Here is a 20,885-nt window from a genome sequence, read left to right on the forward strand (position 1 = left end):
GTTGAACGTTGGCGCTGTACATCCCGCCGGAGCACGCGACGGCGTTCGCCGCCCTCACCGGCTCGACCTGGCCGGAGGCCGACGAGGACCGGCTGCGCGAGCTGTCCGGGAAGTACCACGAGCTCGCCGGCACGCTCAGCTCGCTGCACGACCACTTCGCCCACCTGATCAACTCGATCAACCAGGACTTCGAGGGCGAGACCCAGCAGGCGTTCCTGGACTACGTGCGGCAGTTCATCGTCAAGAACGACAAGGGCGTCGTGCCGCTGGACGCCGCGGTCGAGGCCGCCCGGGGCATGGGCGAGTTCCTGTTCGAGACCGCCGCGAACGTCGAGTACATGAAGTGGCAGGCCATCGGGCAGCTGATCCTGATGGCCGCCGAGATCGCCGTGGCGGTCGCCATGGCGGTGCCCACCGGCGGCTTGTCGCTGCTGACGATCGGTTCGATCAAGGCGCTCACGAGCGCGATCCTCAGGCTGCTGCTGAGGCTGGTGATGGCCACCATCTTCTCGCTCGCGATGGAGCTGGTGTTCGCCAAGGCGCTGGACGCGGTGATCCAGACCGAGCAGCTGAACGCGGGCACGCGCAAGGAGTGGAACCACGAGCTGACCGACGGGGCGCTCAAGGGCGCGGCCATCTCCGGTGCGCTCGGCGGCATCGCGTCGATGGGCGCGGGAGCGCTCGGCAAGAGCGTCATGAACGCGCTGGCCAAGAAGCTGCCCTCGGGCGTCGTGGTCAAGTTCACCGACGGCATCTCGAACGCGACCGTCAAGGACCTCCTGCACAAGACCGCTGCGTCGGCCATCGGCAGCCCGGTCATGGGTGTGCACGGCCTGCTCAGCGAGGGCCTGACCAACTACGCCGAGAAGGGCGAGTTCGAGGTCAACTGGTACAGCTTCACCGGTGGCGCGGTGATGGGCTTCGGCGAGGAGCTCGGGGAGCACTTCATCAGCGACCCGCTCGGCGAGAAGCTGTCCAACGCGGTGTGGGGCCTGAACGAGCCGGGGAGCTTCGGCCCGAGCGCGGTTTCCGGCGCGACCTCCCCGACGGGCGGGACCAGCGCGCCGAACAGCGGTGGTCCGAAGTGGACGCCGAACTCCGACGCGGTCGGGGAGTTCCCGAACAGCACCGGGACGCAGACGGAGAGCGCCAGCACCGTCCCGCACAGCACGGGGACGCAGACGGCGAGCCCGAACACAGGGAGCGCTTCTGCCAGCAGCAGCGGGACGCAGACGGGGCCCTCGACCTCGCCCAGCGGCGGGACGGGTACGTCGGCCTCGAATCCCGGCAGCGGTTTCGGAAGCACCGGTGCGCAGACCGGCTCGTCGAGCTTCAGCAACGCCGGGACGTCCGGCCAGCACAACGGGGGTGCTCCCACCGGCTCCGGCGAGCACGCGCCCACCTCGAACGGCAACGGTGTTCAGGCTGGCGGCTCGTCCTTGTACGACCAGGTGCTGTCCCACCACGACGGTGGACAGACGAGTGCTCCGCCTGCCGGGGGCACGTCCACCCACGCGGGCGTGCAGACGGAGAGCACCTACTCCCACGGCGGCGACAGCTCTTCCAATACGCCGACGTCCACTGCGCTGGACGTGGGAACGCCGAACGAGACCACCGTCCAGGTGGGGAGTTCCTCGCACGACGCCGACGCGTGGAACCACACCGGCGTCCAGGTGGAGAGCTCTTCACACGACGGCGAGGCGTCGAACCACACCGTCGTCCAGGAGCAGACGACCACTTCGCACCACGAGAGCAGCTTCGACGACGGCATCGACCTGCCCGATCCGAACGACTTCGAGGTGCAGCACGAGCCGACGGCCAACGAGCCGTCCGAGCAGACCGCCACGCAGCACGGGCAGCAGCAGGCGCCCGTTGCCCAGAACACCGCGCCGTCGGCTCAGCAGACCTCCACCGGTCCGCAGTCCACCGCCGCTCCGGTGCAATCCGCGCCGAGCGCGACGCCGCCGAACTCCGGGACGCCGCACCCGGGTTCTCCGGCGAACCCGACTCCGCAGGTCACCGAGTCCGCGGCGAAGACCTCGACCGGTCCCGGAGCCGCCCAGCACGGCACTCCGACCGCCGCATCGCCCACGCGGACCACCGGGATCAGCACGCCCCCCGAACCGACTGCGGTGACCACGTCCAGCGCGCCGAAGGCGCGGCCGGTGTACGACCCGCAGCTGAACATCGAGGCGATCGGCGGCTTGCCGCTGGACGACCTGGGGAAGCACTTCCTCGACCCGGCCCAGTGGGAGGACCGGCGCGGGGGTGCGCCCGTGTCCCACATCCGCAGCGAGCACTTCGACCCGGGGCGCGGCGGTCGGCGGTCCGACCGGGACGGCAAGGGCATCCTCGACGGGACGATGGCCGCGGTCCGGTACGACCTGCGGCACATCGAGGTCACCCCCGGCCGGTGGGTCCGCGAGTTCACCGTCAAGCTCGACCTGGTCGGCCAGGGCGACCTCGCGAAGAAACCGGGGGAGGAGGACCCGCTTGCGGACCTGAAGAAGAACGTGCAGGACACGATCGAGGCGCAGGTCAACAAGCGGTACCGGTTCGCCGACGGCGACCAGTTCCACCTGCGCGTCGAGTTCGACTCCCCGGATCCGCACGCCCAGGTCCAGGCGCGGCACGGCGATCCGAGCAAGGATGTGAGCACCCAGCGGAACTGGATCTTCGAGGCGCGCACCGAGGAGTTCGTGCACGAGATCATGCACTTCCTGGGGCTCCCCGACACCTATCGCGACACGAACTCGGTGTTCCGGCGCAACACCCGCGACAAGCCCGGTCTGATGAACGACCTGGACCTGTCCGTCGACCTGACCGACACCGAGCTGGCCAAGATCAACGCCTACGCCACCCAGCTGGTGAACGTGGTCGACCACCCGCTCACCGCCGCCGACCAGCGGCCCCAGCAGCTCACCACCTCCGCCGACTTCGACCAGAAGGACTGGGCGGAACCGGCGAGCGGGAAGGGCAAGAAGGCCGCGGGGAGCAGCGGCAAGAAGGCGGCGAAGAACCAGAACGTCGAGACCGGACCGGACTACGGCCCGGCACCGTCGCACGACGGCCTCGACGTCTCCGCGGTGAAGAGCGGCAGCACCGTCTTCAAGAAGGCCCTCCGGGACTACTACGTCCACTTCTCGGGCGACGTGGTGAGCAAGGTGCCCGAACCTGCCCCGAAACCCGCGAACTCGCCCGTCGGGTTCGTCGCGACGGTGCCCGCGACGCCTGGCGTGGATCTCCACGCGCTCGCCGAGAAGTACTCCAACGCGATGTCCGGCGCGGACCGGCAGCACCGGCTCGGACTGGTGATCGGCCTCAACCAGCACCGCCTCGCCGATCGTGGGCACGAGGCGAAGATCAACGCTGCAATCAAGGAGTTCAACGCGGCGTGGGACAGGAACCCGCTCGGCATCCCGGTGCGGATCATCCCGTTCACCTGGTCGAACAAGCAGGTCCACGACGGGAAGCTGAAGCTCAACGACCAGAAGGCCATCCCGTACGGGATGCTCCGCGAGGTCATCCTGCGCCACGACGCGGGCAGGGAGTTCGTCGAGCAGATCGCGAGCGGCAACGACACGACCTACCTGCACATCGGCGACTCCGACGTGAAGTCGCTGACGACGAAGGACAACCAACCGCTGTTCGACGCGGCCGCCGAGCACCTCGGCGAGAAGTCTCCGAAGCTGTTCAACGGTGGCTACCGCAACCAGACGGCGTCCGAGGGGGCGTCCAAGAAGTCGGCGGTCGCGATGGCCATCGAGCTCGACCACGCGGTGCGCGACGCGATGGCGAAGGTCGACGCCCGTGCCGTGTACTTCACGGAGCCGGACGGCTTCCTGAAGATCGAGGATGCCTCGGATCCCCTCGGTTACAGCTGGACCTTCGGTACCGGGCACGGGGAGGGGCAGACCCTCCACGACACGGTGCGGGCCACCAAGGAGGACTCCGAGTTCAACTCCAGGTTCTCGGTGGCCACCGACGTCGATCGGCTCGCGAAGGAGCTGCAGGAGCTCGACGAGCAGAAGCAGCAGCCGACGGTCAGCGACCTGATGAACAAGCTCGTCCAGAGCCACGCGAACAGGAAGGTCTGGAAGGACCAGCTAGAGCACTACCTGGAGACGGTCCACGGGCTCTCGGGGAAGGCGCCTGACCTCGAGATCGCGGCGATGCTCGCGTTCGATGCCGTTCTTCCGTCGTGGTCGAAGGAACAGAACCAGAAGACCGTCGCCCTGAGCAAAGAACGTTTCGAAAAGTGGGGGGACGGGAATGCGACGAAGAACATCGTCCATATCGCCGCGTCCACACGCAAGGCGCTGAAGGAGACGCTCGACAGCTTCAAGGAAAGCGGCTTCTTGAAGGAGGACGAGGAAACCTCCTCGCACCCGGAACCGAGTGCGCCGCCGAAGCGCCGTCCCGAGGTGACGGTGGAATCCGCCTCCGCGAAGAGCTTCGCGGAGGCCTTGGGCGGTGTGGCCGATCCGCCGCACGAGGCCAGCACGCCGAATCCCGATGTCTCTGAACTGCAGCCGATCCCGCAGGACTCGGACGGGCCTGAGAACAAGCCGCTGCCGGACACCCCCGAGACCAAGCCGTTGCCGCCGCGCCCGTTGCCGGAGAAGGTTCCGTACGCGCTGGCCGTCAAGGGCGCTATCTCGTCCAACGCCGTGCTGCTGTCCTTCGACGGGCAGGTCGTGGGGCCGTTCAACGGCCAGGGCTGGCGGCAGAACGCCGAGCAGTTCGCCACCAAGCTCGCCAACCACGTCCGGCTGGACGACGCGACTGCCAGCGCTGACCTGGTTCAGCAGCTCACCGACTACGCGCACGCCAAGGGGCCGCAGGGCGTGCTGCACGCGCTCGCCGGGAACGGCAAGCAGTTCCGGGTGAACGGGGCCGACGGGCCGGTCGAGGTGCTCCTGAAGTTGCCGGTCGGCGACATCCGCTCGGTCGACCCGGGCACGCCCGGGCTGCTGGACGTCCAGGGCAAGGGCAAGCAGGAGACCTCGCAGAAGTGGGAGAGCAGCACCGAGATCGGGCGGCGCCGACCGGTCAACACCGTGGTCGGCGGGCTCATCTCGCTGGCCAACAACGCGGCCGCCGTCGTTCCGGCGCTCAACCTGGGCGGGGAGACCACCACCAAGTCCGGTGCGCGGCAGTACAACACCGTGGTCGGTTCGATGAAGGTCGGCTCGGCCAAGCAGGTCTTCGACGTCGGCTTCGACCTGCGCTGGGAGACGGACGGCGGGCGCAGCGGGCGGGCCGGGTTCGGCACCGGGCGGCTCGCCTACCCGGAGGAGAGCCTGGTCAGCAGCGCCGACCTGCCCGCCGCGAACAGCGCGGGGAACCCGGTCGCGCTGCCGACCAAGCTGACCGAACTGGCCGTCGCCGTCGACACCGTGGTGCTCGGTGACGTGCAGAAGGTCCTCAGCAACCTGCCGGAGCACGTCAAGCAGGACCCGGCGCTGCGCACCAAGCTCGGCGACAGCCTCAACCCCGCGCTGTTCGAAGAGGCCTCGGTGCAGGGCCTGGTGCACGGCGTCACCATCACCCACCGCTCCGAGCACGGCCGCAAGCTGCCGCCGCTGTCCCTCAAGCCCGGCACCAAACCCGCCGAGGTGTCGCTGCACGTCCGCCCGCAGCTCAGGGGCTACCGCGAGATCGGCACGTTCACCGCGCTGACCGGCACCGACCACCGGCAGGGTTTCGAGAACCTGCAGGAGACCTCGGTGCCCACGGCCTTCGAGGCCGGGCTGCGGGCCCGCTACCTGGACGGGCTCGGCGCGGACGTGCAGCTGGGCCCGAGCCTGCAGGTCTACGCCGGGCCGTCGTACAAGGAGACCAGCACCGGCAAGGAGATCTGGGCGCTCAAGCAGAAGGCCCGGGTCGACGGCCCGGTGGTGGCGTTCGAGCTGGACACCAGCCTGCAGCTGGAGCTGGAGTCGCAGGAGTTCGGCGGCAAGGCCCTGTCCTTCCAGGACCTCGGCGGCGTCGACGGCGCGGCGCACCACGTCGTGGTGGAGCAGTCCAAGGCGCAGGAGTTCCGCGACCTGCTCGACGCCGCGCTCGGCGACGGGCCGGTCGCGCCGCAGGTGACCACGGCGGCGGACCTGGACCCGCAGCGAGCCGCGGACCTGCAGGCGGCTGCGGAGAGCGGGCTGCTGACCGACCTGACGCACATCGAGAACGCGTCGAAGGTCTTCGACGGGGTGCGCCAGGTGCTGCACGACCGGCTGCGGGACGCCGGGGTCGAGCTCGACGCCAAGACCCGCAGCAGCATCGACCGGCAGCTCAAGGGGCTCAACCCGCTCGACCTGGCCGCGAAGTACCGCGACCTGGCGCACCACTACGACGACCTGCCCGCCGCTCCGCACGAGGTGACCGTGCAGGTCGGCGACCGGGCGTTCACCATCACCGTCGACGGCGTGCTGGGCAAGGTCGTCGGCGAGCAGCAGGTGGACAAGGCCGTGCTGACCGGGACCCGCTCGACCGGTTCGAGCTGGCGGGTGCGCGGCAAGAACGCCTTCAGCATCAGCGGGAACCTGGCCGCCTACGCCCGCAAGCGGCTGGCCAGCGACGGGATGCAGCGCACCATGTACGTCGGCGGGACCGTCGGCGTGCAGGGCAAGGGGGAGTTCGGCAAGAACAGCAGTCACCTGAGCGCCTCGGGCCAGGAGGACAAGCACAAGTACACCGGCCCGGCCAGCCGCGTCCGCCGCGAGATCACCTTCACCGCGCACGTCGAGGAGACCCGGCACCGCGGGCTCGGCGACCGGTGGGCGAGCGTGCACCGGCCCACCGACCTGGCCGAGCTCGGCAAGGGGTCGGTGCGCACCGACCTCGGCGACGTGACGGTCCGGGCGACCACCACGCACCTGGTGCCGAAGTTCCTCATCGACCTGCAGGCCCAGCTGCGCCCCGGCGAGCCGCTGCACGGCGACGCCCTGAAGCAGCACCTGGCGGCCAACCCGCTGCGCAACCCGGTCCGCCTCGACGGCGCGGTCATCTCGGCCACCGACCAGTTCTCGCTGCTCAACGAGAAGTTCCAGCAGCTGCAGAAGGAGGTCGTCGGCAAGTCCGGGCTGCGCTTCCGCCCGCCCGGCAGCAGCGCGCCGAAGAACCCGACGGACCTGCTGCGCGCCTGGTTCGACACGGCGCACCAGTCGATGTTCACCGGCGGGCAGCGGCGCACCGACGGCCTGGAGCCGGGGCTGCTGTTCGACCGGGCCGGGGTCGGCACCATCGAGCTCCAGGCCTTCAACCCCAAGCACGTCGACGTCCGCCACGACCTCTCGTGGCAGCCGTCCACCACCGGGGAGCGGTCCACGCAGCACGGGACGTCGACCAGCGGCTCCGCCGAGGCGGGCGGGTCGCTGCTGCTCGGGGTGGGCGAGCTCGGCGCGAACTTCGGCTGGCAGGCCGAGACCGGCGACCGGGGCACGACATCGGCGACCACCAAGCTCACCGCGGCCAAGCAGGCCGGGCCGATGCACCTCTACGGCGTGGACGTGCTCGCCACCATGAGCTGGGACACCTGGCAGAACCTGTTCGGCCAGCCCACCACGAAGGGGCAGGCGCTCAACCCGTACCCGATCGCGGCGACCCGGGGCCAGGTGCAGGTCCTGTTCCCCAACGGGGCCCTCGTCAGCCTCACCGAGGAGAGCCGGGCCGCGCAGGGGCTGCCCGCACCGGACGGCTGGGAGCCGCCGAAGCTGGTCCCGGTGCCCGACGGCGTCCCGGTGCTGAAAGGGCTGGGGCAGGCGCTGGACAAGGACGTCAAGGTCGTGCAGTTCACCCCGGACCGCGGGAACCCGAAGCTGTCGGCGTGGGCGACCGAGGCGGTCAAGGAGACGTTCTCGAAGCTGGTGCCGCACTCGGAGCGCGGCACCCGGGCCCCGGCGTTCGACGCGGTGCGCGCGCTGGACGGGCTCGACCACCGCGGTGCGATCCGGCAGGCGCTCAACGGCGGCTGGACGCGGTCGTTCAACCGCTCGGGCTGGTTCGGCACCGAGCACTACACCGTGAAGGTCGTCGCCGAGCCGGTCGGCACCACCCACCAGGTGATCCACCCGAAGCCGAACAGCGGCGGCTCCGCGGAGGCCACCGGCAGCACCGGCGAGGAGCACCAGGGCAGCCGGTCCACCAAGGCGACCGCGGGCCTGACGGTCAACCCGCTGGTGCCGCACAACGGCAACACCGCGGGCCCGACGGCGCTGCTCGGCGGGCACAGCGCGTCCGGCACCGAGGTCGGCGACTCGGTCACCGACCAGCACCAGAACCGCGCCCGCACCGGCGACAACGCGCAGTTCGACCAGCAGGTTCGGTTCACCGTCGAGCTCACGAAGTTCACCCGGCCGCCGCTGCTGCTGAGCACCATCACCAACGGCTTCGGCGGCAAGTCCTTCCGCGACCTGGGCAGCCGCACCATCGCCAACGAGCACAGCTGCCAGGGCACCGTGCGCCTCGAAGTGCCGGAGGACCTGGTGCCCAGCGGCGGTGCCGAGACCTCCCCGAAGGGGCTGGTCCCGGCCCCGCTGCACCCGCCGGAGATCACCGGGCAGGTGGCCGGGGCGACCTCGTTCGAGGTGGTCAAGGCGCTGCCCGGCGACCTGGTGGACAAGGTCGTCCAGGCCGTCGTCGAAGCCCGCGGCACCGACATCCCGGCGCAGCGCTCGACCGGGCCGGGCACGTTCAACCGGGGAGTCCTGGAGGCGGCGCTCTCGCCGGACTCGCTGGTGAACAACGCGAAGCTGTTCCTGAGCGAGGACGGCGCGACGATCGAGATCCGGGTGCCGGACCGCACCCGCCGCGAGGAGATCTCGGTGCGGGTCAACACCCGCTTGTACAACCCGCAGTACGAGCTGTCCTGGAACATGCCGCAGCGGCAGCAGAAGCACGCGCAGGTGCGCTCCGAGGACTACGCGGAGACGTCCGAGACCGGCTACTACGGGGGCTTGGGCTACGGCGCGACCAGCCCGCACGTCCAGCAGAACTCCGACGCCCGGCCGGTGAACCGCAAGTCCGGCGAGCGGCACGGCGCGAACAGCACCACGAAGCTGGAGGTCGGCGAGCGCGGCTCGAAGGTCAAGCTGAACCGCTACCGCGCGGACGCGGTGCACGTCATCGAGGTGTCCACCAAGCTGCGCGGCGGCCGGTGGACCGAACCGCACCGCACGTCCTGGCTCTACCCGAACAGCGTGGTCTTCGACGTCGGCGTGGCGGACTCGGCGAAGTTCGACCCCGACGCGCACGCCCACCGGACCCGGGCCGAGCACGAGGCGTTCGCGCAGGTCGACCTGGCCGCGGAGCTGGACCAGCTGTCGAAGATCCACCTCGACGACGCCGACTTCCAGTCCGAAGTGGACGCGCTGGCGCAGATCGACCTGTCCGGGGAATCGCGGATTTCCGAAGTGGACACTTCAGCGGACGGATCCCGCAGCCCGAACCTCTCCTCGCCCGAGTCCGGTCCCGACAGCCCGAAACCGACCCCGCCTGCGGCCGAATCCGACCCCGGCAAGCAGGAACCTGCCCCGCAGAAGCCCTCCGCGACCGTCTACGACGAGGCGATCGCGCAGGCCTACGCCCACCTCACGCCGGAGCAGGCCGCGAACCTGGATGGCCACACCCCGGTCTACGTGCACGGCGACGGCGACTGCCTGTTCCACGCGCTCAAGATCGCCAGCCCCGAGCTGGCCGACAAGTCGGTGGCGGAGATGCGCGCCCGCGCCGCCGACCACCTCCGGCAGAACTGGACCGACTACGCGCCCTTCTTCGACGGCATCGACCGGGACACGGCCGCCGGGAAGATCACCACACCGGGCTACTACGGCCCGGAGGTCGGGGACCACATCCCCGCCCTCGTCGCCCACGCCTACGACCTGAACCTCCAGGTCCTCGACCTCGACAGCGGTGTGCGCCACGAACTCGACGAGCGCGAGGTCCGCCCGGCCCCGGTCGTCCTCGCGCGCACGGGCCGCGAGGGCGCCGCGCACTACTACGCGACGCTGCCCGCCCCGGACCTGACCGTCGAGAGCACCGGGACCCCGACGCCGCTGGGCATCGGGGACAAGGTGATCTCGCCGTCGGCGAAGCTGCTCGCGGTCGGCGGCCGGGAGGTCGGCACCGCGAAGCAGCAGCTGGTCGGGGCGGTCGTCGACGCGGTCGGGGGCAGCCCGCTCGGCCAGACCTGGACCGGGGCCGACATGACCGCGCTGACCGAGCACCTGAACGGGCTCACCGAGGTCGACCTGGTGCACAAGCTCAACGCCGGGCACCTGGTCCCGCTCGGCCCGAAGCGGCACGCGTGGCTGCAGCTGACGCCCACGTCCGCCGCGCACGCGCAGCGCAGCCCGGGCGCGGCGCAGGAAGTCCGGTTCGAGACCGGGCCGAGCTCCGGCAGCAGCGAGCAGCACTCGCACAAGCAGAAGTTCAGCGTCACCCCCGGCGTCCTCATGGAGCTCTCCGGCAGCCCGTTCTACGTGTGGCCCACCGTCTCCACCAGCAAGGAGGGCGCGGTCAAGCACGGGCAGTCCACCTCGGAGAGCCTGCTCCACGAGCGCAAGCTGGGCCAGCAGCTGGCGGCCGTCGACCTCGACTTCGAGGTGCGCGCGACGCTGGTGGACGACGGCGTCCGCAGCGCCGAGGTGGTCGCCCCGCTGCCCGAGACGCTGCAGTTCGGCTACCCGCCGGAAGCGCTGGGCACCCCGGTCACCGACAACCCGCACCACACCCTGCGGGGCGACCGCCGACCACCGGCGGTGCCGACCGCGGTGCAGAACCTGATCAGCAAGGTCGCCGGGTACGGGGACCTCAGCGGCCTGCGCCAGATCGTGCTGCAGCACCTGGTCCGGCTGGCCCCGGACGCGTCCAAGCTGCACCAGGACTTCGCGGCCAACTTCTCCGAGGACGGCCTGCTGGACAACGCCACCCCCGCGCTCACCGGCCCGGTCAAGATCGCGCGCCAGGTGGCGGAGCTGCGCGACAAGTCCGGCCCGGTGACGAGCTGGCTGCCGCGCCCGGTGGACGACGCGGCCAAGGCGGTGCGGAACCACTTCACCTCGGACACCACGAAGTACAGCGCCGAGGCGACCCTGCGGCCGAAGCTGCGCGGGTTCCAGAAGGTCGGCACGTCCACCCTGCAGTCCGGCACCACCCGTCGCCGCGCCGAGCAGCTGGTGTTCCAGAGCAGCACGACCTCCGCGGCGGAGCTGGGCGTGGAGGTGCGCGGGCTCAAGGCCGTCGGCCAGGTGGGCGAGGCCGGGAAGCTCCCGGTGCAGGTCGGCGGCAGCGCCGCGCTGAAGGCGGGCGCCAGCCACACCACGACCGTGCAGGGCAAGGCCAAGCAGTACCTCAAGCAGAAGTCGTTCGCCGAGTCCGGCAGCACCCTGTACCGGATCGACCTCGGCCTCGACTACCAGCTGTCGGTCACCTCCGACGGCAGGAAGGCCGGTGAAAACCCCTCCGGAACCGGGGAAACCGCCGCCTACGTGTGGGTGAAGGACAGCGACGCCGCCGAGTTCGAGGCCGTCCTGCAGGCCGCGCTGGACGGCGTGCCGCGCCCGACGCCGCTGCCGCAGGCCGACAGCACCCTGACCGCCGAGCAGAAGCAGGCCTACGCCGAGGTCGCCAAGAACACCAGGCTCTCCGACCTCAGCAAGCTGACCGGATCGGAGCAGGTCGCGGACCGGGTCCGGCACATCGCGCGGGGCGCGATCACCCGCGACGGATCGCTGACGCCGGAGCGGCGCAACGAGCTGCTGACCGAGCTCGACGACCAGCTCGGCAAGCTGGACCCGGCGAAGCTGATCCGCCAGTTCGCGCACATCGGCACCAACGCGATCGCCACCGAGGTCACCGTGCGGGGCAACCAGTACGCGGTGCACAGCCCCAAGGACGCCGAAAGCGCGCTGGCCGACTTCGCGGCGCAGCTGGAGGCCGCAGGAGAACCGCCCCTCACGGTCGCCGAGAAGAAGCAGATCCTCGCCGAGCTCAAGGCGAACGAGGCGATCCGCGCGGAGAACGGGCTGCGCAAGCCCTGCTCGATCGACACCGAGGTGCACGTCAAGGGCAAGAACTACCCGGTGCGCAGCACGAAGTCCGCCTCGGCCGCAGCGGCGGAATTCGCCCACGAGCTGGGGAAGAGGGGCATCCACCTCGACGCGGACCAGATCGCCGGTGTCCGCGACATCCTGAAGGCGGACAAGCAGAACCGCCGCAGCGGCGGCAAGCACGCCTACGCCGTCCAGCTCGAACTGGGCGACTACCGGATCGACGTGGCGGTCACCGGCACCCCCAAGGAGGTGCTGACCGCCCAGACCGTGCCGAACGCCAAGATCTCCGGCAACCGCGGCCTGGAGACCGTCGTCGGCAGCTCGACCTCGGACGGCCTGTCCGGGACCTTCGCGGGCCGGTTCCGGTCGCGGATCAAGAACTTCGCCGCAGGCCCCGGCAGCGGCCTGTACGCCAACTTCAACGCCGGTTTCGACATCACCTCGTCGCGCAGCACCAGCTCCGGCTCGACCACCACGGCCGGGGACGAGACCGACGTGACCTACCAGGGGGCCGCGGTCGAGATCCAGCAGGCCTTCGACCTCGACGTCGCGGTCACCGTGACGCACCGGGGCGAGCTGCGCAGCAGCACCGCGGACACGGTGCACAGCGCGGCCGAGTACCTGGTCCCGGAGTTCCTGGCCGAGCACGCGAACAGCTTCCGGACCGGTGTGGTGCAGGTCCTGGACGCCGAACCCGACCTCGGGCCGAAGGTGCCGGAGGACCTCGGGTACGTGCTGACCTCGCCCGGCGACGCGACCTTCGAACTGCTGCAGGGCAAGTCCGGGCAGCTGCAGCAGGACGCGTCCCTGGCGGTCAAGGCGGCGTGGGAGCAGCAGCGGCTCAAGCTCCCGTTCACCCACGGGCCGAAGTTCCGCGCCGAGCTGGACCCCAACCAGGTCGGCACCGCGCTGACCCAGGGCCACCGGGGCCCGCAGATCACCGCCCAGGGCATCCGCAGCGGCGCGATGTTCGACCGCGCGGTGCGGGAGACCGCGTCGGTCGAGTACTACAACGCGAAGAAGATCGGCACCGTCGACGCCGGTTCGCTGACGGTCAGCGACATCGCCAAGCTGGGCCGCGGCCTGCGGTCCGGCACCGGTTCCGGCCTGTCCGGCGGCGGGACGCTGCAGCTCGGCGCGGTCGGGCTGGACGGCTTCGCGTCGTGGTCCGCCTCGCGGGACACCGGGCAGGGCGAGTCCGCCTCCGGCACGCACAAGCTCACCCACGAGTCCGGCGGGCGGTACGCGCTGGTCCTGGTCGACTCGGTGCTGACCCAGCAGGTGGACGGCTACCAGAACTTCCGCGGCCACCCGACGCACTGGAAGACGCTCAACCCCTACCCGGTCGGCGGCGCCCGGAAGCAGCAGAGCTACCTGATGCGGGACTCGACCGTCCTGCTGATGACCGAGGCGGACGCCGACGCGCTGCTGAACCAGCAGGCGGAGTCCACCGCTGCGACCGAGGTCGCCGCCCCGACCGACATCGGCAAGTCGCTGGACGCCTCGGTCGGCCTGCAGAAGCTGACCACCGACGTGCCGCTGTCCGAGCGCGCGGCGGCGATCTACCAGCGGCACGTGCCCGACCTGGTGCCGACGTCGAACCGCGAAGGAGCACCGGACCGGCCGCTCTACGACGCGATCCACCGCCTGCAGTTCCTCGACCAGAAGGCGGTGCAGCGCGAGATCCTCAACGGCGGGGTGACGCTCTACGAGGAGTACCCGACCTGGGAGGGCAACTACTACACGGCGCTGCACGTCGAGGCCGAGCCGGTGTCGGCCGCGGCGACGGTGACGGAGCTGCCGGACGGCGGTCGTTCCTTCGCCGAGCACCTGGCGGTCTTCGGCGACGACCAGCAGCACTCGCTGAGCACGACCAAGGCGTTCCAGCTGGCCTTCAACATCATGCCGCCGACCAGCAACCCGAACGTGCTGGCCGGACCGGCACCGGCGATCGGCGTCAGCAAGGGCTCGGGCACCGACCTGGCCACCGGCACCTCCGCCCAGCACGGCGACCGGACCGAGCGCACCGGCCGGAACGTCCGGATGGACGTCCCGGTGCGGCTGCGCTTCAAGCTCGCGGTCTACCGCGCGGACTCGCACCTGGTGCAGACCCTGACCAACGGCTGGGGCTTCTCGAAGAGCTTCCGCGACGTCGGCGCCCGCCACGTGGACCTCGGCGACGACGCCGCGGTGGACGCGAACGCCAAGCTGCTGGTGCCGGCGGAGCTGCAGAACGTCCAGGCCACCGCCGGGCCCCTGGAGGTCGGCGAGCAGCTGACCGGCAACGACGTCACGGAAGCCGCCCGCAACGCCGACTCGCTGCTGGTCACCAAGCAGTTCCGCGACGGCCTGGTGCCCTTCGTGGCCGACGTGATCAGCCGCGCGGCCAACGCCGACCACAGCGTGCACAAGCCCGCCCAGCGCCTGGTCGGCCACGGCAACCCGCACCGCGGCGAGCTGGAGAACCTGCTGTCCGACCAGCTGCTGCGCCCGAACGCCAAGATCCTCATGCAGGACGACGGCGGCTACGGCCACCGGATGACGCTCGCGGAGCAGACCTTCGCCAGCGACTACCGCGTCGACCTGAAGTACCGGGTGTTCAACCCGGAGCTGATCGGGCAGCAGAGCACCAGCCGCAACGAGCGGATGCAGGGCCGGTCCACCTCGGAATCGGTGACCGACGTGAAGAACCCGGCGGCGGGCTCGGCGACCGGCGGTCTCACGGCCCTGGACGGCATCGGCTGGGTGGCCCCGGAGGGCACCGCGGGCACCAAGCACAAGCTCACCACCGACGCCAACGACGGCATCGACCAGCAGACCCGAACCCGCCACGCCGACCAGACCCGCCACCTGTTCAAGCTCGACGTCCAGTACACGGCAACGGCCACGGCCACCTCCCGCCGCGGCAACACCACGACGTACGAGAACACGGCAACCCGCCGAGGCGGCCTCTGGGCCTCCCTGACCGAAGCCGAGGCCAAAGCCCTCGGCTGGCTGGAGGACGACGCGCCGGAGTCCGAGCCGCAGCCCGAATCCAGCGGCTCGCAGCTGCAGGACATGTTCATGGCGGCGCTGAACCCGCCGAAGAAGCTGCCGGGCATCGACGCGCACGGCCGGGCGGTGTACTTCAGCTCGAACGACGTGCAGGTGACTCCGCTGCGGTACGGCGACGGCCAGTCGATCGGCGTCACGTTCCAGACCGAGCAGCACGAGCTCAAGGTGAAGCAGGAGTTCGCCGAGAACACCGGCGGCAGCGGCATGACAGCGCTCTACGACGCGGGCGTCACCACGAAGGACCAGCTGGCGAACGCCACGCCGAAGTACGCGCAGATGGACTGGGCGGCGAAGGGCGGGGCGGCGCCGTTCTACATCAACGCCCACGGCCTCCCGAGAACCTTCGAGATCACCACCCCGGAGGGCACGGTCCAGGTCAGCGGCCAGGTCTTCGCGAACGTCCTCAAGCAGTCGGAGATCTTCCAGCAGGCGCTGGCGGAGTACCGCGCGAACCACCAGCAGGAACTGATGTCCTTCCAGCTCCTGGCCTGCAAGGCGGGCAGGATCGACGGCCCGGGCGGAGCGGCCTTCGACTTCCAGCAGGCGCTGCACGAGCACTTCCCCGACGTGGAAGCGGTCTACGCGAGCACCGAAGACGTGACGGTCGCCAACGACGGCACCCACGGAGTCCTCAACGGCGGCGACTGGAACAAGTTCACCCCCACCTCGACCACCTCGGCGACCCGGCCAGCAGGCACCGAGAACCAGCCGAGCACGAAGCCGACGCACGTCGACGTGGAAGGCCGGGACGGCGCGGAGCAGTTCGAGGAGTTCGCCGACAAGTTGAGGTCCTTCGCGGGCGGCCCGGTCGAGAAGCTCCACGCCGAGCTCACCCAGCTGTTCGAGGACTTCCTCGAGAGCATCCCCGCCGACCAGCGCGCCGGAAGGCTGAAGCAGGCCTGGGACCTCGTCGACCAGCTGCCGGACAGCTACCCGCCGGAGTCGGTCAACGCAGCGCTCGACGTCCTGGCCCAGCTCGACCCCTCGCGCGCCGTGCTCGCGATCCCCGGCGCCACCTACCTGTCCGGGAGCGTGGTGCCGCCCGGCCCGGGTTCGGGCTACATCAACCGGGACATCCCGGCCGTGGTCACCATCGAGCACGAGCACTACACGCCGGTCTACATGACGGTGTTCGCCGATGCCCTCGGAGAGCTGCGCCCGGAGGCCCCGGGGACACGTCCCGAGGAGATCGGCCTGCGGCACAAGGACTTCGGGCAGGACGAGCACGGCGTGGTCCAGATCCACACCGGAAGCCCCAAGGACACCGAGCTCACGCTGTGGGTGAGCATCGGCCAGGCGCTGCGGCAGGTCAAGTGGCTGGAGAAGTACCGGTACCAGGGGCGCGCGCAGAACCCGATGATCCGCTCCTTCCTGATCCCGCTGAGCGTCGCCAACGAGATCTCGCGCGAAGCGGTGACCGAGCACGACTCCGGTGGTCGCACCGAGGACCTGAACGTGGACAAGCACTTCGGGGCCAACCAGTTCGGCATCAAGAACCCGGTCTCGCTGGAGAAGCTGCGGAAGTTCGCCCTGCCCGGATCCCTGCGCACCTACACGGACGGCGATGTCGAGGGCAACCCGCACTCGTGGGGCGACGTCCGCCCGCTCGACGAACTGCGGGGCAAGCTGGGCGTGCCCGGCGAGCTGCGGGACTTCCGGGTGTACACCGAATCCGCCAGCTCGCCGGAGCCCGGCGAGTTCCTCGGGCACCACCAGTACGCCGCGATCACGTCCACGCTGCGGCGGATCGCCGCCGGTCACACCGGCAACCGGGGCCTGCTGGAGCGGGGCGAGAAGCGCGCGTCGAAGGCCTACGTGAAGCAGTTCTTCAAGGCGCACGCCCCGGAGGGGATCCTGAAGCAGGGGTACCGGGCGGCGGGCAACACCTTCGTGCACAGCTATGTGATCCCGTGGGCCACGCAGTCGCGCATCAACGAGGAGCTCTACAACGCCTACGAGCACTTCCTCGGCAGCAGCGCACCCCGCTGGCCCGTGGGGTACCGCCTCTCGGAGCAGGCGGCGTCCTTCCGCGGGCAGCGTCGTCCCGACGCCATCAAACTCGGTGCTGACCAGCGGGAACTCCTGGAAGTCCGGAAGGCGGTGCGGGACGGGTTCCTGCAGCTGGACATCTCCAACGCGCTGTTCCAGGAGGCCAGGGACCTCGGAGGAGGGGTGCCGAAGCTGGTCAACGACCTCAAGGGCGAGCGGAAGAAGATCCTGGACGACTACCTCTTCAAGATCGGTGATCGGAACGTGCTGCTCGAAGGCCGCGCCCGTGACTATGCGGTGAAGGCCCGGGAGAGCCTCGGCGAGCTGGTGAAGGTCCTGCGGAAGGTGGAGTCCGAGGGGGAGCTGCAGGAGGTGCCGGAACTCATCAAGCTCGCCAGGGCGCTCGAGGAGATCTGCGAAGCGGCGGGCGTCCGGTGGTGATGCCGTCCCCGTTATCGGTTACTTGAAGTGGGTTCGTCCCGGGTGGAGGCTCGGCGGTGGTTGACGTTTGGGGTTCGGAGATGATGCAGGACGAGCAGGACCGGGCGAGGCACGAGCTGCTGCTGCGGCTCGCGCCGAGGCTGCCCGACGACGTGGTGTGGCAGGCGCGGAGCTGGCTGGCCGCTGACCAGTGGCCGCACGCGGCTCGGCTGGTCGTGCAGGTGTTCCTGGAGTGGAACGAGCCGCTGCCGCCGGACGCCCGCGGGATCCTGCTCGACGGCGTGGACCCGGCGACCGCCGAGCGGGTCGCAGAGCTCGAAGACGCCGACGACGTTTCGGTGCTGCTGTGGGATTTCGAGGCCCGCGAGGACGAGACGTCGGAGAGGTACGCCGAAATCGTCCGCGCCTACCTCGAAGACCTGCCCGGCACGCACACCGCGTGGTCGGCTTGGCGAACCTCCGGCGGGGCGGCTCGTCCGCTGCACCTGGTGGAAACCCAGGGCGGGATGAAACCGCACGTGATCGCGGCTGAACTGGCGGACCGCCTCTGGCGCGCGGGCCTGCCCAGCCCGCAGGTGGAGGTGTTCCACCCGGACAGCCCGCTGGACGCCTACTACCACGCCCCGGCCCTGGTCGCGGGCCGCGAGATCCACGCGACCGGGCCCGCGCCGCACGTCGAGCTGGCCCGCTTCGACGAGAGCTCCGAGGACCGCGAACCACCGGGGCCGATCCGGGACGCCCAGCTCGCGTACCTCGAATCCGGCACTCCGCTGACGGAAGAGGACACCCTGGTCCCGGACCTGTTCGCGGACGACGGGGAACCGGTCGTCCCGGTGGCCCTCCGCACGGACGGCGCCTGGATCTGGTCCGACCTGACGACCCACTACCTCCGGACCCGCGGCATCGCCCTCCCGGAAGCATTCCGGGCCCACATCGCGGAAGCCGGTCCGAAGGCCCGCACCCCGACCCGCCGCGAATGGGTCGCGATGGTCGCCCTGGAGAACACCCCGCAACCGGCGTGAGCCGCGATCGGAGGAGGTCGTTGCGTTGAGCGCGGAACCGCAGTGGGTGTTCCTGATCGACCCGTCGAGGCAGCAGCGGAGCGGGCAGCCACCCCGCTCTGCGGTGGTCGGCGGCTGGTACGTCGAACCCGACGGCACGACGGGCCGGTTCCACGCGAACCCCGACTACGAGCCCGGCCCGGACTCGCCCACCGACCCGCTCGACGCCGCGCTGCGCCTGGCAGCCCGGGGCGAGCTGCAGGCCGAGCAGCTCCTGGCCGTGCTGGGTGAGGCGGCGTTCGGCATCGCTGTCGACGACGCAGGAGCCCCGGTGGTGGCCCCGGCCCCGGACGGGGTGCCCACGGTCCTGGTGACCAGCGCGCCCGCGCACCGTGCCCGAGTTCAGGTCGCGGCCTGGCGGGACGCCACCGCAGCGGAGCTGTCCCAGGTGCTGTCGGCCGAAGGTGTCGACGCCCTGATCAACCCCGGCTCAACAGCCTCGATGCGCATCCTCGCGGAAGCACTCCGCAGGGCCACCGCGCAGGTTCCGTGAGTGCTTAGGTGCGAGGCGGTCCCCAACCTCGTGAGTGTTTTGCCGGGCCGCCGGGTACTTCGTCGCCGACCGCGAGCAGTGGGCGGCTTTCATCGCCGCCGTGAAGACCGACCGGTTCGAGCCGTGAGCTCGCCGGGGACGACGAAGCCGGTCAGAGTCCCATTTCTCGGGTGGGTCGGGCCAGTTCGTCGGCTGCGGCGCGGCGGCACTGATCGTCGCGCCGCAGGTGCTCGATCAGCGCTTCGACCCTCACGAGCCGGTCGGTCCCGGCTGTGCGGAACTCGTTTTCGCCCTTCTCCAGCAGGTGGACCAGGTATGGGCGGGAGACGTTGAGGAAGTCCGCCCCCTGCTGGATGGTCAAGTCCGCGTCGGCGGGGAAGAGCGCAGCGCCATGACGGCCGTCCTTTCTCCTGCACTGGTCGGCAGCGTCTGAAGCGGCTGGGCTGGGGTGCAACCGAGTTCCCCCGGTTGTCCCCGTATTCGGTTACTTGTTCGTGCGCTCGCTGTTGACCAGGCTCTGAGCAGGGGCTCGGTGGCTTCAGCGCACCGCCTCCGCTGCGCGTGACCGCGCGTCCCCTGCCGGTGGGAGCAGTTGGCGATGTCGCGGCTGGAACGACTCAACCGATGGGAACCGACAGATGAGCCCGAGCGGCAAAGATGCGTCCACTGCAGGTGAGCACCCCTGGGAGCAGGCCTCCGGCGTCAGCGTGCACGCCGTTGCCGAGGCCGCCGACAGCGAGTTGAAGGCCGCCGCCGCGGACACCCAGGTGATGCCCGCCGTCGAGAAGTCCGCGCTGGCCGAGCCGGTCGCCGCCGCCAGCGGCAAGGTCGAGGCCGCGACCAGCACCAAGGCCGAGGCCGAAGCGGAGACCAAGGTGGCGGCCGTCGCCACCACCACCGCGAAGGCCCCGAAGACCGAGAAGGCCGCGGCGCGTCCCGGCAACCGCGTCTCCAAGCCGGTGATCGCCGCCGCTGCGGTGGCCGGGTTGGTGCTGCTTTCCGTTCCGCTGCTGGTCATGGGGCTGTCCAAGGACGACGGCCCGCAGCGGGGGTTGCCGGTGCCCGCCGCGTTCGAGGACGACGCGCAGGCCCAGTCCGGGTTCGTGCCGGGCGTGGCGCAGGAGCAGTCGAACCCCGGGCAGCAGGTGCCGCCGCCCGCACCGCCCGTCGGCAACGGGAACCCGGCCCCGCCGCAGGTCCCGGCCGAAGGGGGCGCCCCGCCGCCACCGCCCGCCGGGGAGACCAACCGCGTCCAGGAGAACCCCGCGCCACCGGCCGGGCCGACCTTCACCGCGGTCGCCGGGCCGGGCTGCGCGGGCGGCAGCTTCAGCACCCCCGGCTACTACACCCAGGGCGAGGCGGGCTGGAAGACCAGCAGCAACGGCGCCCACGCCGCCGACGGCTGCAACGGCTCGTTCTCCTCGCTGCCGATGTCGGGTGACCCGAACAAGGACGGTGACAACGCCGCGGTCTGGCGGTTCACTACTGGTGACGTCAGGCAGGGCAGCTGCCAGGTGTCGGTGTTCGTCCCCCGCGGCGGCCTCACGCGGGTCGGCGGCGACCCGAGCTACTACACCGTCTACCGGACGGACCAGACGTCGAACCCGGTCGGCGACTTCCGCATCCACCAGGTTCGGCAGCAGGGCGGTTGGGTCGACGCGGGCCGCTTCCCGGTCAGCGAGGGACGTTTGACCATCAAGCTGCACTCACGCGGCATCGACTGGACCAACGACGGGCCGACCTACGCGCGCCACGCGGCGGCGCAGATCAAGGTCGCTTGCGGCGCGTGAGATCGGC

General features: G+C 70.6%; 5 protein-coding genes. 4 read left to right on the forward strand and 1 reads right to left on the reverse strand.

What is annotated here, in order from left to right; translation table 11 throughout:
- The first annotated feature begins 8 nt into the window (after positions 1-8).
- From F1721_RS26240 to F1721_RS26250, 3 genes are read left to right on the forward strand one after another with little or no spacing between them, the layout of a single operon-like run.
- Positions 9-17,534: a WXG100-like domain-containing protein gene (locus F1721_RS26240; RefSeq protein WP_150069455.1), complete on the forward strand. Its 17,526-nt coding sequence runs from the start codon at positions 9-11 to the stop codon at positions 17,532-17,534.
- A gap of 56 nt (positions 17,535-17,590) precedes the next feature.
- Positions 17,591-18,556, forward strand: a complete 966-nt coding sequence (locus F1721_RS26245; protein WP_150069456.1) for a hypothetical protein — start codon at positions 17,591-17,593, stop codon at positions 18,554-18,556.
- A gap of 25 nt (positions 18,557-18,581) precedes the next feature.
- Complete coding sequence (locus F1721_RS26250; protein ID WP_150069457.1) at positions 18,582-19,088, forward strand: type VII secretion system-associated protein; 507 nt, start codon at positions 18,582-18,584, stop codon at positions 19,086-19,088.
- A 151-nt stretch (positions 19,089-19,239) separates the two neighbouring features.
- Here F1721_RS26250 and F1721_RS34855 read toward each other — a convergent pair whose 3' ends face one another.
- Entirely contained in the window at positions 19,240-19,449 is a 210-nt protein-coding gene (locus F1721_RS34855) for a MerR family transcriptional regulator (protein WP_150069458.1), read from the reverse strand.
- Between the two features lie 277 nt (positions 19,450-19,726).
- Here F1721_RS34855 and F1721_RS26260 point away from each other — a divergent pair, with 277 nt between their 5' ends.
- Positions 19,727-20,878, forward strand: a complete 1,152-nt coding sequence (locus F1721_RS26260) for a hypothetical protein (RefSeq protein WP_150069459.1) — start codon at positions 19,727-19,729, stop codon at positions 20,876-20,878.
- The last annotated feature ends 7 nt before the right edge of the window (positions 20,879-20,885 follow it).

Origin of the sequence: Saccharopolyspora hirsuta, assembly GCF_008630535.1 — a bacterium.
GTDB lineage: Bacteria > Actinomycetota > Actinomycetes > Mycobacteriales > Pseudonocardiaceae > Saccharopolyspora > Saccharopolyspora hirsuta.

What these genes read in the sequence shown, in the direction of transcription:
- F1721_RS26260 (WP_150069459.1), top strand. Translation starts at nt 19,727, where the DNA reads ATGAGCCCGAGCGGCAAAGATGCGTCCACTGCAGGTGAGCACCCCTGG.